This is a genomic window from uncultured Candidatus Puniceispirillum sp. (assembly GCF_963979125.1).
GTDB lineage: Bacteria > Pseudomonadota > Alphaproteobacteria > Puniceispirillales > Puniceispirillaceae > Puniceispirillum.
This window is the reverse complement of the sequence record NZ_CAXBVX010000032.1, coordinates 1-19456: the sequence shown is the minus strand read 5'-3', so window position 1 is coordinate 19456 and position 19456 is coordinate 1. Positions and strand designations below refer to the sequence as shown.

Annotated in this window: 15 protein-coding genes; 1 reads left to right on the top strand and 14 read right to left on the bottom strand. The window is 51.1% G+C overall.

Annotation, left to right across the window (positions count from 1 at the left end; translation table 11 throughout):
- Nucleotides 1-16: 16 nt before the first annotated feature.
- Nucleotides 17-1771, top strand: a complete 1755-nt coding sequence (locus ABNT28_RS05005; RefSeq protein ID WP_348721114.1) for an aminopeptidase P family protein — start codon at nt 17-19, stop codon at nt 1769-1771.
- Here ABNT28_RS05005 and ligA read toward each other — a convergent pair.
- The 14 genes from ligA to mraY all read right to left on the bottom strand — a co-directional run.
- Nucleotides 1766-3859, bottom strand: coding sequence for an NAD-dependent DNA ligase LigA (gene ligA, locus ABNT28_RS05000; RefSeq protein WP_348721113.1), 2094 nt, complete (start codon nt 3857-3859; stop codon nt 1766-1768). The genes ABNT28_RS05005 and ligA overlap by 6 nt on opposite strands.
- Nucleotides 3860-3861: 2 nt before the next feature.
- Nucleotides 3862-5523 (bottom strand): DNA repair protein RecN, encoded by a 1662-nt coding sequence (recN, locus tag ABNT28_RS04995; RefSeq protein WP_332923602.1) that lies wholly within the window; start codon nt 5521-5523, stop codon nt 3862-3864.
- A 6-nt stretch (nt 5524-5529) separates the two neighbouring features.
- Nucleotides 5530-6345: an outer membrane protein assembly factor BamD gene (locus tag ABNT28_RS04990; RefSeq protein ID WP_332923603.1), complete on the bottom strand. Its 816-nt coding sequence runs from the start codon at nt 6343-6345 to the stop codon at nt 5530-5532.
- A gap of 166 nt (nt 6346-6511) precedes the next feature.
- Nucleotides 6512-7450: a UDP-3-O-acyl-N-acetylglucosamine deacetylase gene (gene lpxC, locus ABNT28_RS04985; protein ID WP_332923604.1), complete on the bottom strand. Its 939-nt coding sequence runs from the start codon at nt 7448-7450 to the stop codon at nt 6512-6514.
- A gap of 167 nt (nt 7451-7617) precedes the next feature.
- Nucleotides 7618-9507: a cell division protein FtsZ gene (gene ftsZ / locus ABNT28_RS04980; RefSeq protein ID WP_348721112.1), complete on the bottom strand. Its 1890-nt coding sequence runs from the start codon at nt 9505-9507 to the stop codon at nt 7618-7620.
- A gap of 158 nt (nt 9508-9665) precedes the next feature.
- Nucleotides 9666-10964, bottom strand: coding sequence for a cell division protein FtsA (gene ftsA / locus ABNT28_RS04975; protein WP_332923606.1), 1299 nt, complete (start codon nt 10962-10964; stop codon nt 9666-9668).
- Nucleotides 10961-11800: a cell division protein FtsQ/DivIB gene (locus ABNT28_RS04970; protein WP_332923607.1), complete on the bottom strand. Its 840-nt coding sequence runs from the start codon at nt 11798-11800 to the stop codon at nt 10961-10963. Before ABNT28_RS04970 ends, ftsA begins: the two co-directional genes overlap by 4 nt.
- The gene (locus tag ABNT28_RS04965; protein WP_332923608.1) at nt 11788-12696 is read right to left on the bottom strand and encodes a D-alanine--D-alanine ligase; all 909 of its coding nucleotides are present in this window, start codon (nt 12694-12696) and stop codon (nt 11788-11790) included. Before ABNT28_RS04965 ends, ABNT28_RS04970 begins: the two co-directional genes overlap by 13 nt.
- On the bottom strand, nt 12693-13622 hold the full coding sequence (gene murB / locus ABNT28_RS04960; protein ID WP_332923609.1) for a UDP-N-acetylmuramate dehydrogenase: 930 nt from the start codon (nt 13620-13622) through the stop codon (nt 12693-12695). The genes ABNT28_RS04965 and murB overlap by 4 nt, the downstream gene beginning before the upstream one ends.
- Nucleotides 13619-15040, bottom strand: coding sequence for a UDP-N-acetylmuramate--L-alanine ligase (murC, locus tag ABNT28_RS04955; RefSeq protein WP_332923610.1), 1422 nt, complete (start codon nt 15038-15040; stop codon nt 13619-13621). The genes murB and murC overlap by 4 nt, the downstream gene beginning before the upstream one ends.
- Nucleotides 15037-16221, bottom strand: coding sequence for an undecaprenyldiphospho-muramoylpentapeptide beta-N-acetylglucosaminyltransferase (gene murG, locus ABNT28_RS04950; protein WP_332923611.1), 1185 nt, complete (start codon nt 16219-16221; stop codon nt 15037-15039). The genes murC and murG overlap by 4 nt, the downstream gene beginning before the upstream one ends.
- A complete protein-coding gene (locus ABNT28_RS04945) occupies nt 16218-17342 on the bottom strand; it encodes a putative peptidoglycan glycosyltransferase FtsW (RefSeq protein ID WP_332923612.1) in 1125 nt (374 codons plus the stop codon). Before ABNT28_RS04945 ends, murG begins: the two co-directional genes overlap by 4 nt.
- Nucleotides 17335-18678: a UDP-N-acetylmuramoyl-L-alanine--D-glutamate ligase gene (gene murD / locus ABNT28_RS04940; RefSeq protein ID WP_348721111.1), complete on the bottom strand. Its 1344-nt coding sequence runs from the start codon at nt 18676-18678 to the stop codon at nt 17335-17337. Before murD ends, ABNT28_RS04945 begins: the two co-directional genes overlap by 8 nt.
- 9 nt (nt 18679-18687) lie before the next feature.
- Nucleotides 18688-19456 (bottom strand): phospho-N-acetylmuramoyl-pentapeptide-transferase (gene mraY, locus ABNT28_RS04935; RefSeq protein ID WP_348721110.1); only part of this gene is annotated, 769 nt, incomplete at its 5' end.

Sequence of the window (19456 nt, the reverse complement as noted above, 5' to 3'; positions counted from 1 at the left end):
CGTTATGGAGGCCTAAATGACAGCACAGATTATTAACCAGCGGCTACAGGCGCTTCGTGCACAGATGGATGCGCATGATATTGATGGTTGGGTGATTGGCCGCGAAGATATGTATCAGGGCGAAGAAGTTCCGGCTGGCGATGAACGTCTCGCCTATGTGTCAGGTTTCACCGGCTCGGCGGGCACCGCTATTGTTTTGGCTGATCGGGCGGCATTGTTCAGCGATGGCCGCTATAGTTTGCAGATGGAAAAACAGACCGATGCCGATGCGTGGTCATGCCATACCATGCCGGATGTTGAAATCGGTGCATGGCTGAAAACGCAGAAACTATCCGGTTTGAAAATTGGTGTGGATGCCCGGCTGATCACCCTTTCTGCCTTTGATAGATTATCGGCTACAATGCGCGAAGCGGGGTTATCGTTGCAAGCGATGATGCAGAATCCTGTTGATATGATATGGCAGGATCGCCCCATATCCGAGGCCAAACCAGCATTTGCAATGGCTGACGAAATAGCTGGCGAAACCATTGCCAGCAAGCTTGATCGGTTGACGGATCGATTGACAGATTTTGGATGTGATGCAGTTTTATTGTCACGTGCTGATGCTGTCAACTGGCTTGCCAATATCCGTGGATATGATCTTGCCTGTACGCCAGTGACTTTGGCATTTGCCCTGTTTCATCGCGAAAATGGTTTGATTATATTGGCAGATCGCCAGCGCATATTGCCAGTTCTCAACGAGCATATGGCGGTGGTGCCGCTGGAACAGCTTGATGAATTGTTGGTACCGCTTGCAGGGTGCGATTTTATGATTGATCCGGCCAGTCTGCCAAAAGCGCTACATGACGTGATTTCAGACAGTGGTGTCAATGTCGTCACGTCACCTTGTCCGGTGACAAAAATGAAAGCGCAGAAAAATCTAGCCGAGCTTGATGGTTTCCGCAAGGCGCATCAGATTGACGGCGTGGCAATGGCCGAGTTTCTGTGCTGGCTAGACCATACCGACGTCACCCAGATGCGGGAAAGTGCACTCGCTGATAAATTACTGTCGATACGCGCGGGTCATCCTGATTTTATAGCATCAAGTTTTGAGACTATTTCAGGCAGTGGTGCGAATGGTGCTATTGTCCATTATCGTGCGGTTGCTGGTCAGGATAGCGTGATCCAGAATGACAGCCTGTATCTGCTGGACTCAGGCGCGCATTACCGCTTTGGCACAACTGACATAACGCGCACCATTCTGATCGGAGAGGCTGACGCTGAAATGCGGCATGCATTTACTGCCGTTTTGCAGGGACATATTGCCTTGGCACGGGCGCATGTACCCCTTGGCACAACTGGACGTCAGCTTGATACGATAGCGCGCACACCTATCTGGTCTGTTGGACTTGATTATGCGCATGGTACGGGGCATGGCGTCGGGCATGTTCTGTCGGTGCATGAAGGGCCTGCCAGCATTTCCAAACGTGGAAGCGTGTCAATATCTGCTGGGATGGTGCTGTCGAACGAGCCCGGCTATTATAAAGCAGGCTCTTGGGGTATTCGCATTGAAAATTTGATTGCGGCTAAGGTAGCGTCACAAGATGGCTTTATCGAATTCGAAACGCTTACTATGGCACCGATTGATCGCCGGTTAATCGACAAAACAATGTTGTCCGAGGCCGACACTGTCTGGGTCGATATATATCATCAATGGGTGCTGTCAAAGATTGGCAGTGATGTGTCCCCACAATGCCAAGCATGGCTTATCAAGGCTTGTGCCCCTTTATGATGATGGCGCGTTGATAAGTGACCGCCATTCCTCTTCACTAAGAACATTGACGCCTAGCTCGGTGGCCTTACGGGCTTTTGATCCGGCATCAGCCCCAGCAACCAGATAATCTGTTTTTGCCGACACCGAACCGGAAACTTTAGCGCCAAGGGCTTCGGCCTTGGCTTTGGCTTCGGCGCGGGATATGCCTGCCAAAGTGCCCGTGAATACGACGGTTTTACCACTGACGGCGCTATCTTCGGATGGTCGCTCAGGTGGTAATATGGACAGTTCGGATGCCAAATCACTTACGATGTGCCGATGTGCGGGATCGCCAAAAAAACGGCTAATATCTGCCGCCATCGCATCACCAATCTGGTCAATATCAACAAGTTCGGCAATCGCTGACGCATGGTCACTCTCACTTTTTTCCGGATCCAGTGCTGACATCATCATATCTAGGTCGCCATAATGCAGTGCCAAAAGCCGCGAGGTTGCCTGACCGACCTGACGGATGCCAAGCGCATAGATAAAGCGTTCAAGTCCAATCTTGCGCCGTGCATTAATTGAGGCAAACAGATTATCAAGTGATTTTTCGCCATAGCCATCCAGCGTGGCCAGATCGTCACGACGGGCTTCAAGTCGGAAGATATCGGCAGGCGTTTTGACCCAGCCAAGTTCAAGAAACTGTTCAATCTGACGCGCGCCCAGCCCTTCAATATCAAATGCATCGCGTGACACGAAATGCTTGAGCTGTTCGATAAGCTGTGCGGCACAAGCCAGACCGCCAGTACATCGGCGAACGGCCTCACCTTCGGGGCGGATAGCGTCAGATTCACAAATTGGACAACGATCCGGAAAGGTGAATATCTGGGCGTCATGGGGGCGTTTTTCGACAAGCACGCGGACGACTTGCGGAATGACATCGCCAGCGCGCTGGATAATGACATGATCGCCGATGCGAATATCTTTTCGATCAATCTCATCTTCATTATGCAAGGTTGCATTTGACACCACGACGCCACCAACAGTGACCGGCGTCAATCGTGCCACAGGTGTTAATGCGCCTGTGCGGCCAACCTGAATATCGATCTTGGTGATTGTCGTTTCGGCTTGTTCGGCTGGAAATTTATGCGCTAGAGCCCAACGTGGTGCCCGCGCAACTTGACCAAGGCGTTCTTGATAATCATGTCGGTCAACTTTATAGACAACACCGTCAATATCATAGCCAAGTGACGCCCGCTCGTTTCCGATGGCGTCATAGGTAGCCAACATTTCACCTAATGTATGGCAATGTTGCGATAATTTATTCACCGAAAAACCAAAGCCACGTAAGGCATGAAGAAATTCAGTATGCGTTGCGGCGACAGGGGCGCTGGCTTCGCCCATTGAATAGGCAAAAAAGGCCAGATTGCGCGATCCGGTAATGCTGGCATCCTTTTGCCGTAACGATCCGGCGGCGGCATTACGTGGATTGGCAAAAATCTTTCCGCCTTTGCGTTCCTGATCGGCGTTCAAAGCCAGAAAATCTTTCCTGTCCATATATATTTCACCGCGCACCTCAAAAATGTCTGGTGGTGTGCCATGTAATGTTTTGGGAATAGCGCTCACGGTGTAAATATTGGCTGTTACATCTTCACCTTCACTACCGTCACCGCGCGTTGCGGCTTGCACCAGATGTCCGTTCTCATAGCGTAAGCTAAGCGACAAACCATCGATCTTTGGCTCGGCGGTAAAGGCAATGTCTTCAGCCTCTCCTAGCGATAGAAACTTCCGAATGCGGGTCACAAAATCAGCAATATCTTCGGCGCTAAAGCCGTTTGATAGCGACAACATTGGTTGTGCGTGCCGTATCTTGCCAAAATTGCCAGAAACAATGGTGCCAACACGCTGGCTGGGGCTGTCGGGACGGATCAGGTCGGGGAACGCCGCTTCAAGGGTATTATTGCGTGTCATCAGCATGTCATAATCGGCATCGGAAATTTCCGGCGCGTCTTCACCATGATATTTGCGGTCATGATATGCAATGCGTTCTGCCAGATGCGCAAGCTCCTGTGCGGCTTCATCAACCGACATTTTGGTGGGGTCATCTGGATGATCGCTTGTCATAACTAACCCTCAAGCAAGGCGGTTGCTGCTGCCCGGGCTTCGGTGGTGACATGCTCACCTGACAGCATCCTTGCTATTTCTTCAGTGCGCGCTTCATGGCTCAGGGTTTCGGTGCCGCTAATAACATTATCACCAGTTACATGCTTGGCTATACGCATATGATTAACCCCACGTGCGGCGACTTGCGGTGAATGGGTGATAACCAGCGTTTGCATATGTTCACCAAGACGGGCAAGGCGTTCACCAACCGCCGCCGCTACGGCGCCGCCAACGCCACTATCGACTTCGTCAAAAATCAGCGTACGCGACGTATTGCTGTCTTCAAGTGCAACCTTTAAGGCCAGCAGAAAACGGGCAAGCTCACCACCAGATGCAATGCGGTCAATCGGACCTTGCGCCATGCCTTTATTGGTGCTGGCTTCAAAGCGCACTTGATCCATACCAAGCGCACCCCATTGGTCTGCGGGTAATGTGATGATTTGTGAGTGAAAGGTTGCACTTTCCAGCTTTAGGGGGGGCAATTCGGCCATAACCGCGCGATCCAGTAAAGCCGCAGCTGATGTGCGGGCTTTGGACACTATTTCGGCCATTTTGGTGTAATAATCACGCCATTCCCGTTCATTATCTGCCAATTCCGCCAACGTACCTGTCGAATCTTCAATCGCCGCTAGACGGCTGGCAAGTTGCTGATGCATCTCGGTCAGTTCATTGACATCACAATTATGTTTACGGGCTTGTTGGCGCAATTCATGCAATCGGTCATCGACAGTCTCAAGCCGGTTCGGGTCTGACTCAAGGCTTGACCCAATCGCGCTGATCTGGCTGATAGCTTCGGATAGTTCGGCATCGGCGCGATTTAGGGCGGCGATGGCATTATCAAGCGTATTACCAGCAAGCGATGCAGATTTTTCAAGCATGGCCATGGCGGTGCCAAGTCTGGCCTGCGCCCCGTTTTCATCAGTCAGCGCATGGTCGGCATGCGCCAATGTTTCACCAATTTTGCCTACATTGGCAAGCATGTCACGTTCACTTAACAATAACGCTTCTTCATCTGGTGCTGGGCTGAGCGTATCAAGTTGATTAACTGCATCTCGAAGCCATTCTTCGTCCGCACGCGCCTGATCCAGTTCAAGTTTGGCAGTGGCCAGATTACGCTTTGACTGCATCCAATGTGTATAGGCATCAGCCAATTTGTCTAACGTTTCCTGATGTCCAGCGGCGCGATCAAGCAGTGTGATATGGCGGCTAACGTCAAGCAAACCACGGCCTTCAAACTGCCCCTGAATTTCAACCAGCAAGTCTCCAGCCTTATGAAGCAAGCCAACTGAAACAGGAACATCATTAATGGTTGCGTTTGACTTGCCATCTGCTTTCAGCCGTCGTCGCAGAATCAATGTATCGTCAATCTCAACGCCAGCGTCATCTAGCACCGCCCAGACCGGATGTGCAGCATTAACATGAAAGCTGGCACTAACCTGCGCTTGCGAGCTACCTTGCCGGATCAGGCCAAAATTCGCACGGCTTCCCAATGCCAGTCCAAGCGCGTCAAGCAAGATTGATTTGCCAGCACCGGTTTCACCTGTCAGCACAGTCAGACCATCTTCAAATTGCAACGTAAGTTGCTCAATTAAGACGATATTGGTGACGGACAAGCTTTGAAGCATGATACGTTAATCGAAGATTTTTACGACGGACTCGGCAGCTCGTTCAAACCAGCCAGCTTCAAGTTCGCGTGCTGGGTTGTCACGCAACTCCAGCAGACGCTTCGTCCATACTGATTGCGGATAATTATAGATTGCAACTTCTTCAATACGCTCTGCTTCGGCAACTAGGCCAAGCGAAAGATAGGCTTCGGTCATGCGATATAGGGCTTCGGGCACCTGATTTGTAGTATTGAAATCTCTAACAACATTTTCAAAACGACGTAAGGCAGCACCGTAATGTTCTTTGCTGAGGTAAAAACGGCCTACCGCCATTTCTTTTCCAGCCAGATGCGAACGTGTCAGGTCAATCTTAAGCGTTGCATCACGAAAATATTCACCTTCGGGGAAACGCCGAACCAATTCTTCAAAAGCTTGCATTGCCAGTTTGGTCATTTCCGCATCTCTTTGCACGTCAACGATCTGTTCGTAATAGCATAGTGCTTTGAGATAATAAGCATATTCGACGCGCTCATCAGCTGGATTTAACTCGACAAAACGATCCAACGATGTGATCGCACGTGGATAGTTATTATCCTGATAAAATGCCCATGCCGCCATTAATTGTGCCCGCACAGCAAGTGACGAATAGGGGTGCTGGCGTTCGACTTCTTCAAATTTTGGGGCGGCTTTCTTGGCATTGCCAGTAAGGGCTGTATTCAGCGCATCATTATATAATTCTTCAACTGGGCGTTCGACCTGTTCCTTTATGTCAGGCGAAGACGAACATCCCGCAACCAGAAATACGGCACTTGCTAGAACGATCAGGGGTATATGCTTTACCAAAACAGGCTCCACTCATAGGCATCGGAGGCATTTGCCACCGTTATTGGGATACAATAGCGACTTGGTACGCAGGTGAAAAGAAGATGTTGTGAAAATTATAATGAGATTATCAGTTTATCATAAATGATAAAAAATCTGGATGTGATTAGCCGGATGGCTGGTTGGCTTAAACAGCCGCGGCGGCGGCAAGTTCGGGGATCACATAGGCCTCGGACTGGCTAGCTACAGCACCATCGCTTACGATCTGAAAAGCGGCCTTATTTTGCCATAGTGCCTTAATCAACATCATGCTAAGCGCATGACCTGGACGTGAGGCTGTGAATTTTCCACGCATTTGAAGGCCAAGCAGATAAAGATCACCAAGACAATCAAGTGCTTTGTGTCGCACAAACTCGCGTTCCATGCGCAAGCCGCCTTCATTTACCACGGTTCCGTTGTCAACAACCACGGCATTATTCAGTGATCCACCAAGTGCCAGACCTGCATTCTGCATGAGATCAACATCGCTTAGCTGGCAAAAGGTACGCGCTGTAGATAGTTCAGCCTCAAAACTGCCATCACAATGGATGTAATGCAGACTTTGTTTGCCAATTGCTGAATCTTCAAAATCGATTTCGACGTCAATTTCTAGTTGATCCGCAGGTTCAATCCGTGCCCACGCACCATTTTCCAGCATGACTTCAACAGGCTGGGTAATCACGATATATTTGCGGCGGACATTAAGTGTCTTTAGGCCAACACGACGAATCGCGTCAATTATTGGCTGACTGCTTCCATCAAGGATTGGGGCTTCACCTGCATCAACTTCGACTATTGCATTATCAAGCCCGATGCCGGCAAAGGCTGCCATGAAATGTTCAATTGTTTCCAGACCAATGCCATCAGCATTGGCAATCCGTGTGCATAAGCGGGCTTGTTCAGCATAATCGGCATGGGCAGGAACTGTTTGCAGACTTTCTTCGACATCCATACGGCGGAATTTGATGCCTGTTCCAGCCGCCGCCGGACAAATAGACGCATGAACAAACCGACCAGAATGAAGAGCAATATCTTCAAACTGTACTGTATTCGCCAGAGTTGTCTGGAATGGCTGGTTTATATACATAGGTTTTTTATTGTCCTGCGCGTTCAATTTATTTAGCCTTTTCAACATTCTTTTTGTTATTTCTAAGATCATAAAAAAGACCCAGATACAACCTACATAGGTACCTGGGTCTCTTCAAATCACATTTGGTTACAGATTGTAGCAATGCAACTAAATGTATGTTTTGCTTAATTCACCTGACGCCGCAAAAACGCAGGAATATCAAGTTCATCATCTGGTTGTTCCAACTGCGCGGCTGGTGCCGGATCAGAAGCTGGTTTAACAACTGCCGATTGCGGAAGGTCCAGAATGGAAGATGTCTTGTCTTCTGGCGCGTTCTTGGATGCCATATTTGGTTCACTTCGCTTCTGTTTGTCCTTTGTGTCGGGCTTTGATGACCATAATTCCGATATCTGCTTTATGATACTGGTTGGCCTAGGCGTCAGCGTTTCGGCAGCCTTTGGCACGCTAGCTTCATCCGGCATGGCGGTTGGTGCCGCCGGAATAAAGGTCTTACGTGGGGCGTCTTCGGCCTTGGCTTTCCCTTCGCTTTCCAGATCAAAACGTGGCATCAAGCGTGATGTCAGCGAGGCTGTATCAGACTTGGCGACATCTCCTTTTGCCGTTTCCTTAGGGGATGTTTCCGAAAGGGCTGTTTCAGTAGGCGCTGTTGCCACCGCATCCTGTGAAGTGTCACTTGCTGCTTCGACCGCGTCGGTAAGCTCTAGCTGGCTCTCGACTGGATCGCTGTTGGCCTGGATACTATTTACCTCGGCAGTATTATCCGTTTCGGATGTCACGTCGGCTACGGATGTGTCCTGTGGTTTGCTATCCATTGGATTTACTGCTTCACCATCAACTTCATTTGTCGCTTCATCGGCTTCCTTGGCAAGCGAATTGATTGACTCACGGATATTTGAAGTACTGGCAGATGATGTATCTGCATCATTTTTTGTGGTCATCTGTGTATTTGCCATTGGATTGGACATTGCACTTGCCATTGCATTCGCCTGCACCGGACTTGTTGTCATAGGTGGTGTCGGCATAGCCATCTGTGCGACCGTTGTTTCGGTTTTAGGCTGGCTTAATGGTGGTCTGGCCTTGGCACTTGCGGCATCAATGCCGGTGGCAACGACAGATACCCGCATGACGCCATCCAGTTTTTCATCAAATGCCGAACCAAAGATGATAACAGCTTCCGGATCGATTTCCTTGCGGATACGATTGGCAGCTTCATCAACTTCAAACAGGGTCATATCCATACCGCCAGTGACATTTATCAATACCGAACGCGCACCTTGCATGGTCGTGTCATCAAGCAGTGGATTATTAATCGCTGCTTCGGCGGCTTGAGTGGCACGGGTTTCGCCTGATGCTTCACCTGTACCCATCATAGCTTTGCCCATTTCACTCATAACGGCACGAATATCGGCAAAATCGAGATTAATCATGCCAGGCTTGATCATCAGGTCGGTAACACCGCAAACGCCTTGATGAAGAACGGTATCTGCCATATGGAACGCATCGGCAAAGGTTGTACGTTCATTTGCAAGCCGGAACAGATTCTGGTTTGGAATAACGATCAGCGTATCGACATAGCCTTGCAGCTCATCAATACCTGCATCGGCAAGCCCCATGCGCCGCTGGCCCTCAAATTCAAAAGGCTTGGTGATAACAGCAACCGTTAATATGCCTGCATCGCGCGCTGCTTTGGCAATCACTGGTGCTGCACCTGTACCGGTACCTCCACCCATGCCAGCAGTGATGAATACCATGTTACAGTCGGCCAGTTCAGCCATGACTTCTTCAAGGCTTTCTTCAGCCGCCGCACGGCCAATTTCTGGTTTAGAACCAGCACCTAGACCTTGTGTAATGGCGCCACCAAGTTGAATTTTTCGGCTTGCAAGGGAATGCGCGAGCGCTTGCCCATCGGTATTTGCAACCAGAAAATCGACACCTTGAAGATCGGCATTGATCATGTTGTTAACAGCATTACAGCCTGCGCCACCAACACCGACGACGGTGATACGTGGACGCAATTCCTGCATAGTTTGTGGAACAGATAGATTGATGGTCATGATAGACTCCCTTCAGTTTGGGTTGGCCTGGAAAAAGCGTGTATAGGCACGCCAAAAAGGGGCAGGGCAGCAACAGGCTGCAACGTCCCGCTATTAAGTTGCGTGTGACTGCGATAAACATTCATAAAGATAGTGATTTTCATATAACCGCTCCTTTCTCACAGATTGTCACGAAGCCACGCACCAATACGTTCAAATGGCCCGTATGACAGGGTGCGTGTCTGTCGGTCTGTCGGGTCATTTTCTTCTAGACGGCTGACATGCATCAGCCCGCCAATAGCTGCGGCAAATTCAGGGCCGCTATTTTCGTCAAGAAGACCATCGACACCTTGGGGCTTTCCAAGAACGACGGTTTTCTGCGTTGAATGGGCATATAAATCGGCAAGGCCGGTAAGCTGGCTGGCCCCACCTGTTAAAAGCAGGCGATTGCCCGCAGCATGGTGCATATGCGCTGTCTGTATGCGTGATGTCAGGAGCTCGATAATTTCTTCGATGCGGGGCCGGATGATTGCGCTTAGCAGATTACGCTCGATGCTTTTACCATCGATTTCGATAGTGTCGCCTTGCGTCGGCATGACGATGTTATCGCTATTACCGTTACGCATGACCTCACTTAATGACGCAGGCGGTGTGCCGCTCAACTCGGTAGGCATGACCGATCCATCAATCGCTTTGATCCGTTCGGCATCGGCAACAGGTAATGACAGGATGCGCGCAATATCTGTTGTAACGCGATGACCGCCAACGGGCACCGTATCGACATAGATCAACTTGCCATGCATGAAAATCGAAATTGATGTTGTGCCGCCGCCCATGTCAATGACGGTGCCGCCAAGGTCACGTTCTTCTTCACCAAGACAGGCAAGTCCGGCGGCGTAACCAGCATGAATGAAACGGTCAACATCCAGATGATTCAGAATCAGTGCTTCACGGAAATTGGCCAGGCTTGTGCGGGCACCGCTGACAATCGTGTAGTCAACCGAAAGCGAACTGCCACGCATGCCGCGTGGGTCGGCAATACCGCGCACCTCGTCAAGGTCATATTGCAGGGTCTGCAAATGCATTGCCTGATGTGTGTCTGGCGTATCGGCATCATTTTCGCGCGCCATCAATCTTTGCATGTCGCGGCGGCGCACAGTCTTGTCAGACAAGGTCAGTGACTGTTTGCCAAGGCGCGAAACGGGCATTCCACCCGGAATAACAACACTCATTGACTGAATCGATGTGCCAGCATCGCGTTCGGCAGCATGAACTGTTTTGCCAATTACGGTGCTTAACTGTTCCAGATTGCTAACTTCGCCATGCCGCATGCCGGCTGACGCATGCATACCCTGTCCCAAAAGCTGGACTTTGTTTTTGCCGTCGGTCTCACCAATCAGGCAGGTGACTTTGGACGATCCAAGATCAAGCACCGCAAATGGTCGGCGTAATGCGCTTTGTTTGTTCCGCAAAATCATGTGCTTTTTCCCTTTCCGCGAACCGGAATATTGGGCTCGACAATTAACTGTTCGGGAATACGCAGATCGATAACGGCCAGATCACGATTGATGATCTGTTTGCGTCTATCCATTACCGCCAAGCGTGACCATGCCTGACGTGGTTCAACTTCAGGAAGGCGAATTTCAATGCCATTGCGCAGGTGAACATCCCATCGGCGTCCTGACTGAAAACTGATTGCCCATACTTCTGCGAATAATTCAGGCTCGGTTTTCAGAACAGACAATATCTTGTCGGCGTGTACTGCTGATCCATTGCCTGCCACAACAGGAAGATGCGTAAAGTCGCTGGCTTTGGCATCATTGATGATAACTCCATGCGCGTCGATAAGCTGATGCCCGGCTACCGTTTGCAAAAGCCCCATCGGCAGGCGCTCACGGATTGAAATACGGATGGTCGATGGCATCCGGCGTTCAACGATCACGTCTTCTACCCAACCAATATCACTGACGCGTTTATGGACAGCATCGATATTTATGCCCAAAATCGGATCGCCAAGGTGTAAATCAGTGGCAGCCATCAAAATGTCTTTGGGCGTGTGCGCGCGGCCACGAACCTGAATATATTGTAAATTAAGTCCGGCCTTGCCTGTAGCCAAAAGCATATCGTTAATCAAACGCTCGCGATCCATGTAACCAAGCGTTGCTGTCGCGGCCAGCGTCAAACCAACAAACCCAAGAAACAGCGTTTTCACCCGGGGCAGGCGGGTCTTGCTGGCAGGCGTCTCACGTCGCAAATTTGTGGCTTTGGCCTTATCTGCAGTCACGGCACTGGGCTTCGATATTAATCGTCGCATTGAGCTGTCTCCAATAGATGATTGACCAGTTCTTCACCTGTCATGCCGACAAAGCGCGCCTGTTCAGGCACCAGTGAGGTAGCTGTCATGCCAGGCTGGGTATTGATTTCCAGCATGAATAGCTGATTGGTTGTATCGTTCCAGCGATAATCAGCACGGATGACACCGCGACATCCAAAGGCACGATAGGCGCGTTCCGCCCAGTCACATGCCTGCAAGGTCACATCTTCGGGAATGTCCGCTGGCAGAACATGTTGTGATCCGCCCGGGGCATATTTGGCGTCAAAGTCATAAAAGCTATTTTCCGAAGTGATTTCGGTAACGCATAAAGCGGTGCCTTCCAGAACCGAAACGGTCAGCTCACGCCCCGGAATAAAGGGTTCGCACAATAATTGGGTATCGGTTTTCCACAGGCTACGTGCTGGTGCCTTGTCACCATCCTTGACTATAACAACACCAAAGCTTGATCCGTCATTAAGCGGCTTTATCACATGCGCTTGCATGGCATTTTCGGGATAAACGTATGTGTCTTCAACCAGTGGCAATGTCGCTGGGACTCTAATGCCACATGTGCTCATGATCATTTTGGCCAGCACCTTGTCCATTGCCAAAGCCGAAGCCACAAGACCGCTATGTGTGTAGGGAATATTCATAATGTTCAAAAGACCCTGAATATTGCCATCTTCACCCACTTGCCCATGCAAGGCGTTAAAGCAACGATCAGGCTTCATTTCTGCCAGCTTTTCGGCAATATCACGATCAACTTCGACTTCGATAGCATCCCAACCAGCCGAACGTGCTGCCTGTCCGCAGAAACTTGCAGACACGCGACTAACTGATGCTTCGGATGTCCAACCGCCCATCAGAACGGCAACGCGACTAGGATGCGCACTCATTGTGATGTCTCCTGATGATTAATGTCGGTAATGGAGCGACCAATACGCCGGATTTCCCAGCGTAATTCAGGGCCGCCAGATGCCAGTACGCGCGCGCGCACGGTTTCGCCAAGGGTTTCGATATCTTCGGCAGTCGCGCCACCATTATTAATCAGGAAATTACAGTGCTTTTCGGATACTTGTGCCGCGCCAACCGATAGCCCGCGACAGCCTGCACGATCAATCTCCTGCCATGCCTTGCCGCCATCCGGATTGGCAAAGGTACTACCACCAGTGCGAACCCCGCGCGGCTGGGCATCGCCGCGGCTGGCAACTATCTCTTTCATACGTGCGCGGATTTCAACAGTGTTTCCGGGGGTCGCTTGCATACTGGCCGATGTGAATATCCAGTCAGCAGGAGCATCGCTATGCCGATAGGCCATACCCATTTCGGTTGGGGTGGCACTGATAGGGTTGCCAGCACGGTCAAAGCCATAGGCGACTGTTGTTATATCCTTGAATTCAGACCCATAGGCACCAGCATTCATGCGTAAACCGCCGCCAACAGTGCCCGGAATACCAATCAGAAATTCAAGCCCGGTTAATCCTGCTTTTGAAGCATAGCGTGCAACCTCGGCATCAAGTGCGCCTGTCTGCGCGGTCACAATCGTGCCGTCATGATGAATGTGATTCATATGGTCGGTTAGCTTGATGATAACCCCGCTAACACCGCCATCGCGTACCAGCAAATTCGATCCGGCCCCAATCGGCAAAATCGGAATATCAACATCGCAATGGGCCAGAAAATGTGACAAATCATCTTCGTCACGCGGGCTGAAAATCACATCAGCCGGACCGCCAACGCCAAACCAAGTATGTGATGACATGGCGTCATGAATGGCGTAATCGCCGCGCACTTTGGGAAGACGTGTAATCAAATCGGTCATGTTGATCTCTCCCGCAATGCGTCAAGTTCGGCTGGCAATGACGCTGCCCAACTGGTGATATCCCCAGCACCAAGGCACATGACAAGATCGCCTTTGTTGGTGCGGCTCAGAATTTCGCGTGCTAACGCCGACTGACTTTCAAGCGCCGCTGGTCCCTTATGTCCATGATCACGAAGCCCTTCGACAAGCGCGGCTTTGTCGAAACCCTCGATTGGTGTTTCTCCGGCGGCATAGACATCGGCAACTAGAACCTCATCAGCGTCATTGAAACATCCGCAGAAATCGGTAAATAGATCAGCCAATCGGCTATAACGATGTGGCTGGACGACAGCGACAAGCTTGTTGCCACCGCACATCATCCGGCCAGCCTGCAAAGCGGCCTTTATTTCGACAGGATGATGCCCGTAATCATCAATGATGGTAACACCTGCGCTGACACCCTTGGTTTCAAACCGGCGGCCAACCCCGCCAAAAATAGCCAGCGTATCTTTGATTTTTTTGGCATCAATATTCATTTCCAGCGCGACTGCAATCGCGGCTAGACAGTTCTGGACATTATGATCGCCCAACATCGGGAACAGCACATCATCGATCCGCTCCATGTCACCAACAAGCCGATCAGACAGCTGAACGTCAAACAGCATATTGCTACCCTCAACCCGCAGATTTGTTGCGCGGACATCGGCATTGGCTGACATACCATAGGTAATAACACGGCGATCTTTGATATGTGCCATCATGCGTTGCACAGCAGGATGGTCAATGCACAGTGTGGCAAATCCATAAAAGGGTATAGACGAAACAAAATTCAGAAAGGCGGTTTCAAGCGCTTCAAAACTACCATGATGATCAAGATGTTCGGGATCGATATTGGTAACCACGGCGACTGTAGGTTTTAGTTTGGCAAAAGAGCCGTCACTTTCGTCGGCTTCGACAACCATCCATTTGCCTTTGCCAAGTCGGGCATTGCTACCCCAGCCAGTAATAATGCCACCATTGATAACAGTTGGGTCAATCTGTGCGCCATCTAACAAGGTCGCAACCAGTGATGTCGTTGTGGTTTTGCCATGCGTTCCGGCAACGGCAACTGACCAGCGCAAACGCATCAATTCACCCAGCATTTCGGCGCGATGCACAATCGGCAGAAACCGCGCCCGTGCTTCAACCACTTCTGGATTGTCAGCTTTAATCGCTGTTGATGTCACAATCAAAGATGCGTCCCCCACATTTTCGGCATTTTGACCAATCATCACCGGAATGCCTTGCGCGCGCAGACGTTTCACATTGGCATTTTCCGACATGTCACTGCCTTGAACCGAATATCCAAGCTCGAATAGGATTTCGGCGATGCCGCTCATACCGATGCCACCGATGCCGGTGAAATGCATTGTGCCGATGGATAGAGGTAACTCGCTCATATCGCAGCTCCCTGATTAGATGATGCGGAAGCGGAAAATGTCTTTCCATTGACACAGGCTTCGACCATATCGGCGATGTTGGCTGCCGCGTCTGGTTTGGATAGCTGTTTGGCCTTGCTGGCCATATCAGCACGCAAGCCTTGGTCACCAAGTAAATCTGCCAGATGCGTCGCTAAATTTTTGGCATCAAGACCAACTTCGGCAAGGCATAGGCCACCGCCCAGATTATGCATCTGCATGGCGTTTTGTGTTTGGTGGTCATCCATGGCATGCGGAAACGGAATGAAAATTGTTGGCGCGCCTAATGCGGCCAGCTCGGCAACCGATGAAGCGCCCGCCCGACTGATAACCAGGTCGCTTTGGCGAATATGGGCGGCGATATCGGCAAAGAAAGGTGCGATCGTGGCGCTAACGCCCATATTGGCGTAAACAGCGTCTAATGTCTCAATCTGATCAATGCGGGCTTGTTGCGTTATGGCCAGACGCTTTTTCAGGGCTTCAGGTAGCAACCCGATGGCCGTAGGTACAAGTGTGGCAAAAATAGCCGCGCCCTGCGATCCGCCAAACACGGCCAGATGCAGTTTGTCATGCGCTTGTCTGGCGGCTGGCTTTTGTGTTTTGCTGGAAATGCTGTCCTGATGAAACGCATCACGCACCGGCATGCCGGTGACTTTGACATGTATATTATCAGGTAGATTTCGTGTGCCGTCCCAGCTTAGTGCCAGATTACCAGCGCGGCGTGCCAGCAGATGGTTAGCTCGCCCTAAAAACGCATTCTGCTCATGCAGAATACTTGGTATGCGCAATAACCCACCTGCAAATAACGGCGCAAAGGATGGGTAGCCGCCAAAACCGATAATGGCAGCTGGGCGGCGCAAACAGAAATGAAGCAGACATTGCGCGGCGCCAAAGCCAAGCTTGAAAAGCGCGTTCACGCGGCGGATGATCCCGCGCTGGAATGGCGAAGCGCTGGCAATCATTGTGATGCCAAGCGCGGCTGATGATGCGTCCAGATGGCTGGCATTAGCGATTTTTGCACCGCGTCTATCGGTGAAAAGCTGTGTGCGATAACCACGGGCGCTCAGCGTCTCGGCAACTGCCATTGCTGGAAAAACATGCCCGCCAGTGCCACCTGCGGCAAGACAGATCAAGGGCTTGTTTGGCGCAGCAAGGCGGGTCATAGCTGATCCCCCCGTGCAAAACTATCTGCCGCCGTCCGCTTGCGGGTAAGCGCTAGAATCAATCCCATCGTCAGACTGCTGGCAAGCAGCGATGATCCGCCATAGCTGATAAAGGGCAAGGTCATGCCTTTGGTAGGAATAAGATCGACCGAAGATGCCATATGGATGCATGCCTGTACGCCAAACTGCATAACCAGACTAGAGGCCGCAATAAGACAGAACAGGCCTTCGCCTGACATCGCGCGGGTAAATCCACGCAGAACAATAAACGCATAAAGTCCCAGCAGAATCAGACATGCAATGGCACCATATTCTTCGGCAGCAACAGCAAAAATAAAATCTGAATGGGCATCAGGCAGGTTCAGCTTCACCCGCCCATCGCCAGGGCCAACACCAAAGAAGCCGCCTTCGGCAAAGCTTTCACGCGCCCGATCAACCTGCCATGATCCTCCATCAAGGAATTTTTCCACTCTTTTTTGCACATGATCTAGATTTTGATAGGCGATATAAAAGGCGATAGGCGCTAGGGCGACAGCACCAATAACGAATAACAGCGGCATGCCGGCCAAAAACATCTGAAAGCCCCATGTCAGCGTAATCACAACAGTCATGCCGATATCAGGTTGTAAAACCAGAATAGTCACAAGTATCGCCAGCAATCCGGTCGAATAAGCCCAGCCCGGAAAATCCTGTCCTTCACGCCACAAGGTCAATAACCAGGCTGAAACAATGGCAAATAACGGTTTGGCAAATTCTGACGGTTGCAGATTAAAGCCTGCAATCGATATCCAGCGTGTTGCACCCTTGATTTCGCTACCAGCGACAATCGCTAGAACCATCAACCCAATGACGCCGATCATGCCAATAAGGGCTAGCGCCCGTATTGGTCGCGGCTCTAGCAGGGAAACCCCGAAAATTATGGCTACTGCAGGTAACAGATACATCACCTGACGCACAATGAAATGCTGCGATGGCAAATTGATAAGATTAGCCACAGCAGGCCCCGCCGCCATCACCAGCAAGGTGCCAACAACCATCAGAATTAAGGCGCAGGCAAGTAACCAGCGATCAACAGTCCACCACCATACCCCGACAAGCGAGCGATCTGTGCGATCAAGCATGAGCACCTCCCACAAAGCTGGAAGGTGTGGCGCAAAGTGTGGCGGCTAATGCGGCAAAAGCATCACCGCGAGCTTCAAAACTGTCAAATTGGTCAAAGGATGCGGCCGCAGGTGATAGCAGAATATGTGCCGCACTTGTTGCGCTTTGGGCATCGGCAAAGGCGGCATATGTCGCACTGTTCAGGTCATGATGGATCTCAGTGGTGCATTTACCAGCAAGCTGGGTCGCAAACAGATCAGCAGAAGCGCCAATCAGATAGGCTTTTTTGACCGCGCCAAGGGCGTTGCCAGCCGCGCCAACACCGTCATCCTTGGCCAAGCCGCCAGCAATCCAGTAAATACTGTCAAAAGCCATAAGCGCTTTGGCCGCGGCAACGCCATTAGTTGCTTTTGAATCATTGATAAAGCCGATATGCCCGATCTGTCCCACAGGTTGCAGACGATGCGGCAGACCAGCAAAAGACGCCATCCCCGCATCAATTATGCTCTCTTCATAGCCGATCATACGCATGACAGTCGCCATGGTGGCGGCATTGTGGGCATTATGCACCCCTTTGAGGGCAGGGGATGCGTCGCGGCCTTTGGGTGCTTCGGACGCCGTGACTGTTGTCACCGTTACCTTGTCGGCGACTGGCACGGTGGCAAAATCACGCATATAATCATCGTCACTGCCCAGAATGACATGGCCACCAGCGCGTGTGGCCGTAACCATCAGCCGCTTGGCCGCGACATAACCATCCATGCCGCCATGCCGATCAAGATGATCTGGCGTTATATTCAGCACGACACCAAAATCAGGCGCCAGAGATGGCGTCGTTTCAAGCTGATAGGATGACAGTTCGAGAATGATATAACCACCGGTGCCGGGGTCTTTCAGCGAACAGGCGGCATCTCCAATATTACCCCCGACAGCGACCTTTGCGCCAGCCTTGGTCAGACAATGGCCAAGTAGCGCGGTACAGGTTGATTTCCCGTTGGTGCCGGTAATGGCAATCAAAGTAGCGTCACTTTTGGCGCGCAAGGCCAGCTCGACTTCGCTGATGATGGGAATGCCAAATGTGGTGGCTTTGGCCGCCGCTGGATGCGGCTTGGGATACAGATGCGGAATGCCGGGGCTAATCACCACCGCATCCAGTTCATCCCATGGCCAGTCTTGCCAGCCCTGCCAGATAAAATTACTGCTGCTGCATCCAGACGGCGTATCTTTAGCGGCTTTATCGTCATGGGCATATGCAACCGCACCTGACGCCGCCAGTGCGCGGGCAGCCGCAATGCCGGAACGACCAAGGCCTAAAAGCCCTATGCGTTGTCCTGACATGTTGTGCGGTATCATCATCCCTATCCCCTAACGCAGCTTCAATGATGACAGCCCGGCGATGCCAAGCATGAAAGCAATGATCCAGAAGCGGATGACGATGGTTGATTCTGCCCAGCCTTTTTTCTCGAAATGATGATGCAGGGGCGCCATCAGGAAAATCCGCTTGCCGGTGAGTTTGAATGAAGCAACTTGCAAAATGACCGATGCTGTTTCGAGTACAAAAAGACCGCCAGCAATGGCCAGAACAAGCTCATGTCTGGTGGCTACCGAAATCGCACCAAGCGCGCCGCCAAGTGCCAGCGAACCTGTATCGCCCATGAACACGCGGGCAGGGGGGGCGTTAAACCATAAAAAGCCTAGGCCAGATCCAATAAGCGCACCGCACATAACGGCCAGTTCACCTGTGCCAGGTATGTAATTGATTTGCAGATAGCTGGCAAAATTCACGTTACCAGACAGATAGGCGATCAAGGTAAAACAGCCCGCTACGATCATCACCGGAACAATGGCAAGGCCATCAAGCCCATCTGTCAGATTCACCGCATTCGATGCCCCGACAATCACGATCATGGCAAAAGGCACATAGAACAGCCCAAGCCCAACAATTGTATCTTTCAGAAAGGGCACCGAAACACCATAGCGAACGTCACTTGGTGAAAGTTGAATGAAGATTAACGTGGCAAAGAAACCAACAATAAGCTGAAGCCCCATCTTCATGCGCGCTGACATGCCCTGATGCGAACGGCGCCGCAATTTCATCCAGTCATCAACACTTCCAATCGCGCCAAGGACAAGC

Coding starts and splice junctions, on each gene's coding strand:
- murB (WP_332923609.1), bottom strand. CDS start 13,622: ATGACCGATTTGATTACACGTCTTCCCAAAGTGCGCGGCGATTACGCC.
- recN (WP_332923602.1), bottom strand. CDS start 5,523: ATGCTTCAAAGCTTGTCCGTCACCAATATCGTCTTAATTGAGCAACTT.
- ABNT28_RS04945 (WP_332923612.1), bottom strand. CDS start 17,342: ATGCTTGATCGCACAGATCGCTCGCTTGTCGGGGTATGGTGGTGGACT.
- ftsA (WP_332923606.1), bottom strand. CDS start 10,964: ATGATTTTGCGGAACAAACAAAGCGCATTACGCCGACCATTTGCGGTG.
- lpxC (WP_332923604.1), bottom strand. CDS start 7,450: ATGTATATAAACCAGCCATTCCAGACAACTCTGGCGAATACAGTACAG.
- ftsZ (WP_348721112.1), bottom strand. CDS start 9,507: ATGACCATCAATCTATCTGTTCCACAAACTATGCAGGAATTGCGTCCA.
- murD (WP_348721111.1), bottom strand. CDS start 18,678: ATGATGATACCGCACAACATGTCAGGACAACGCATAGGGCTTTTAGGC.
- ligA (WP_348721113.1), bottom strand. CDS start 3,859: ATGACAAGCGATCATCCAGATGACCCCACCAAAATGTCGGTTGATGAA.
- murC (WP_332923610.1), bottom strand. CDS start 15,040: ATGAGCGAGTTACCTCTATCCATCGGCACAATGCATTTCACCGGCATC.
- ABNT28_RS05005 (WP_348721114.1), top strand. CDS start 17: ATGACAGCACAGATTATTAACCAGCGGCTACAGGCGCTTCGTGCACAG.
- murG (WP_332923611.1), bottom strand. CDS start 16,221: ATGACCCGCCTTGCTGCGCCAAACAAGCCCTTGATCTGTCTTGCCGCA.
- ABNT28_RS04970 (WP_332923607.1), bottom strand. CDS start 11,800: ATGCGACGATTAATATCGAAGCCCAGTGCCGTGACTGCAGATAAGGCC.
- ABNT28_RS04965 (WP_332923608.1), bottom strand. CDS start 12,696: ATGAGTGCGCATCCTAGTCGCGTTGCCGTTCTGATGGGCGGTTGGACA.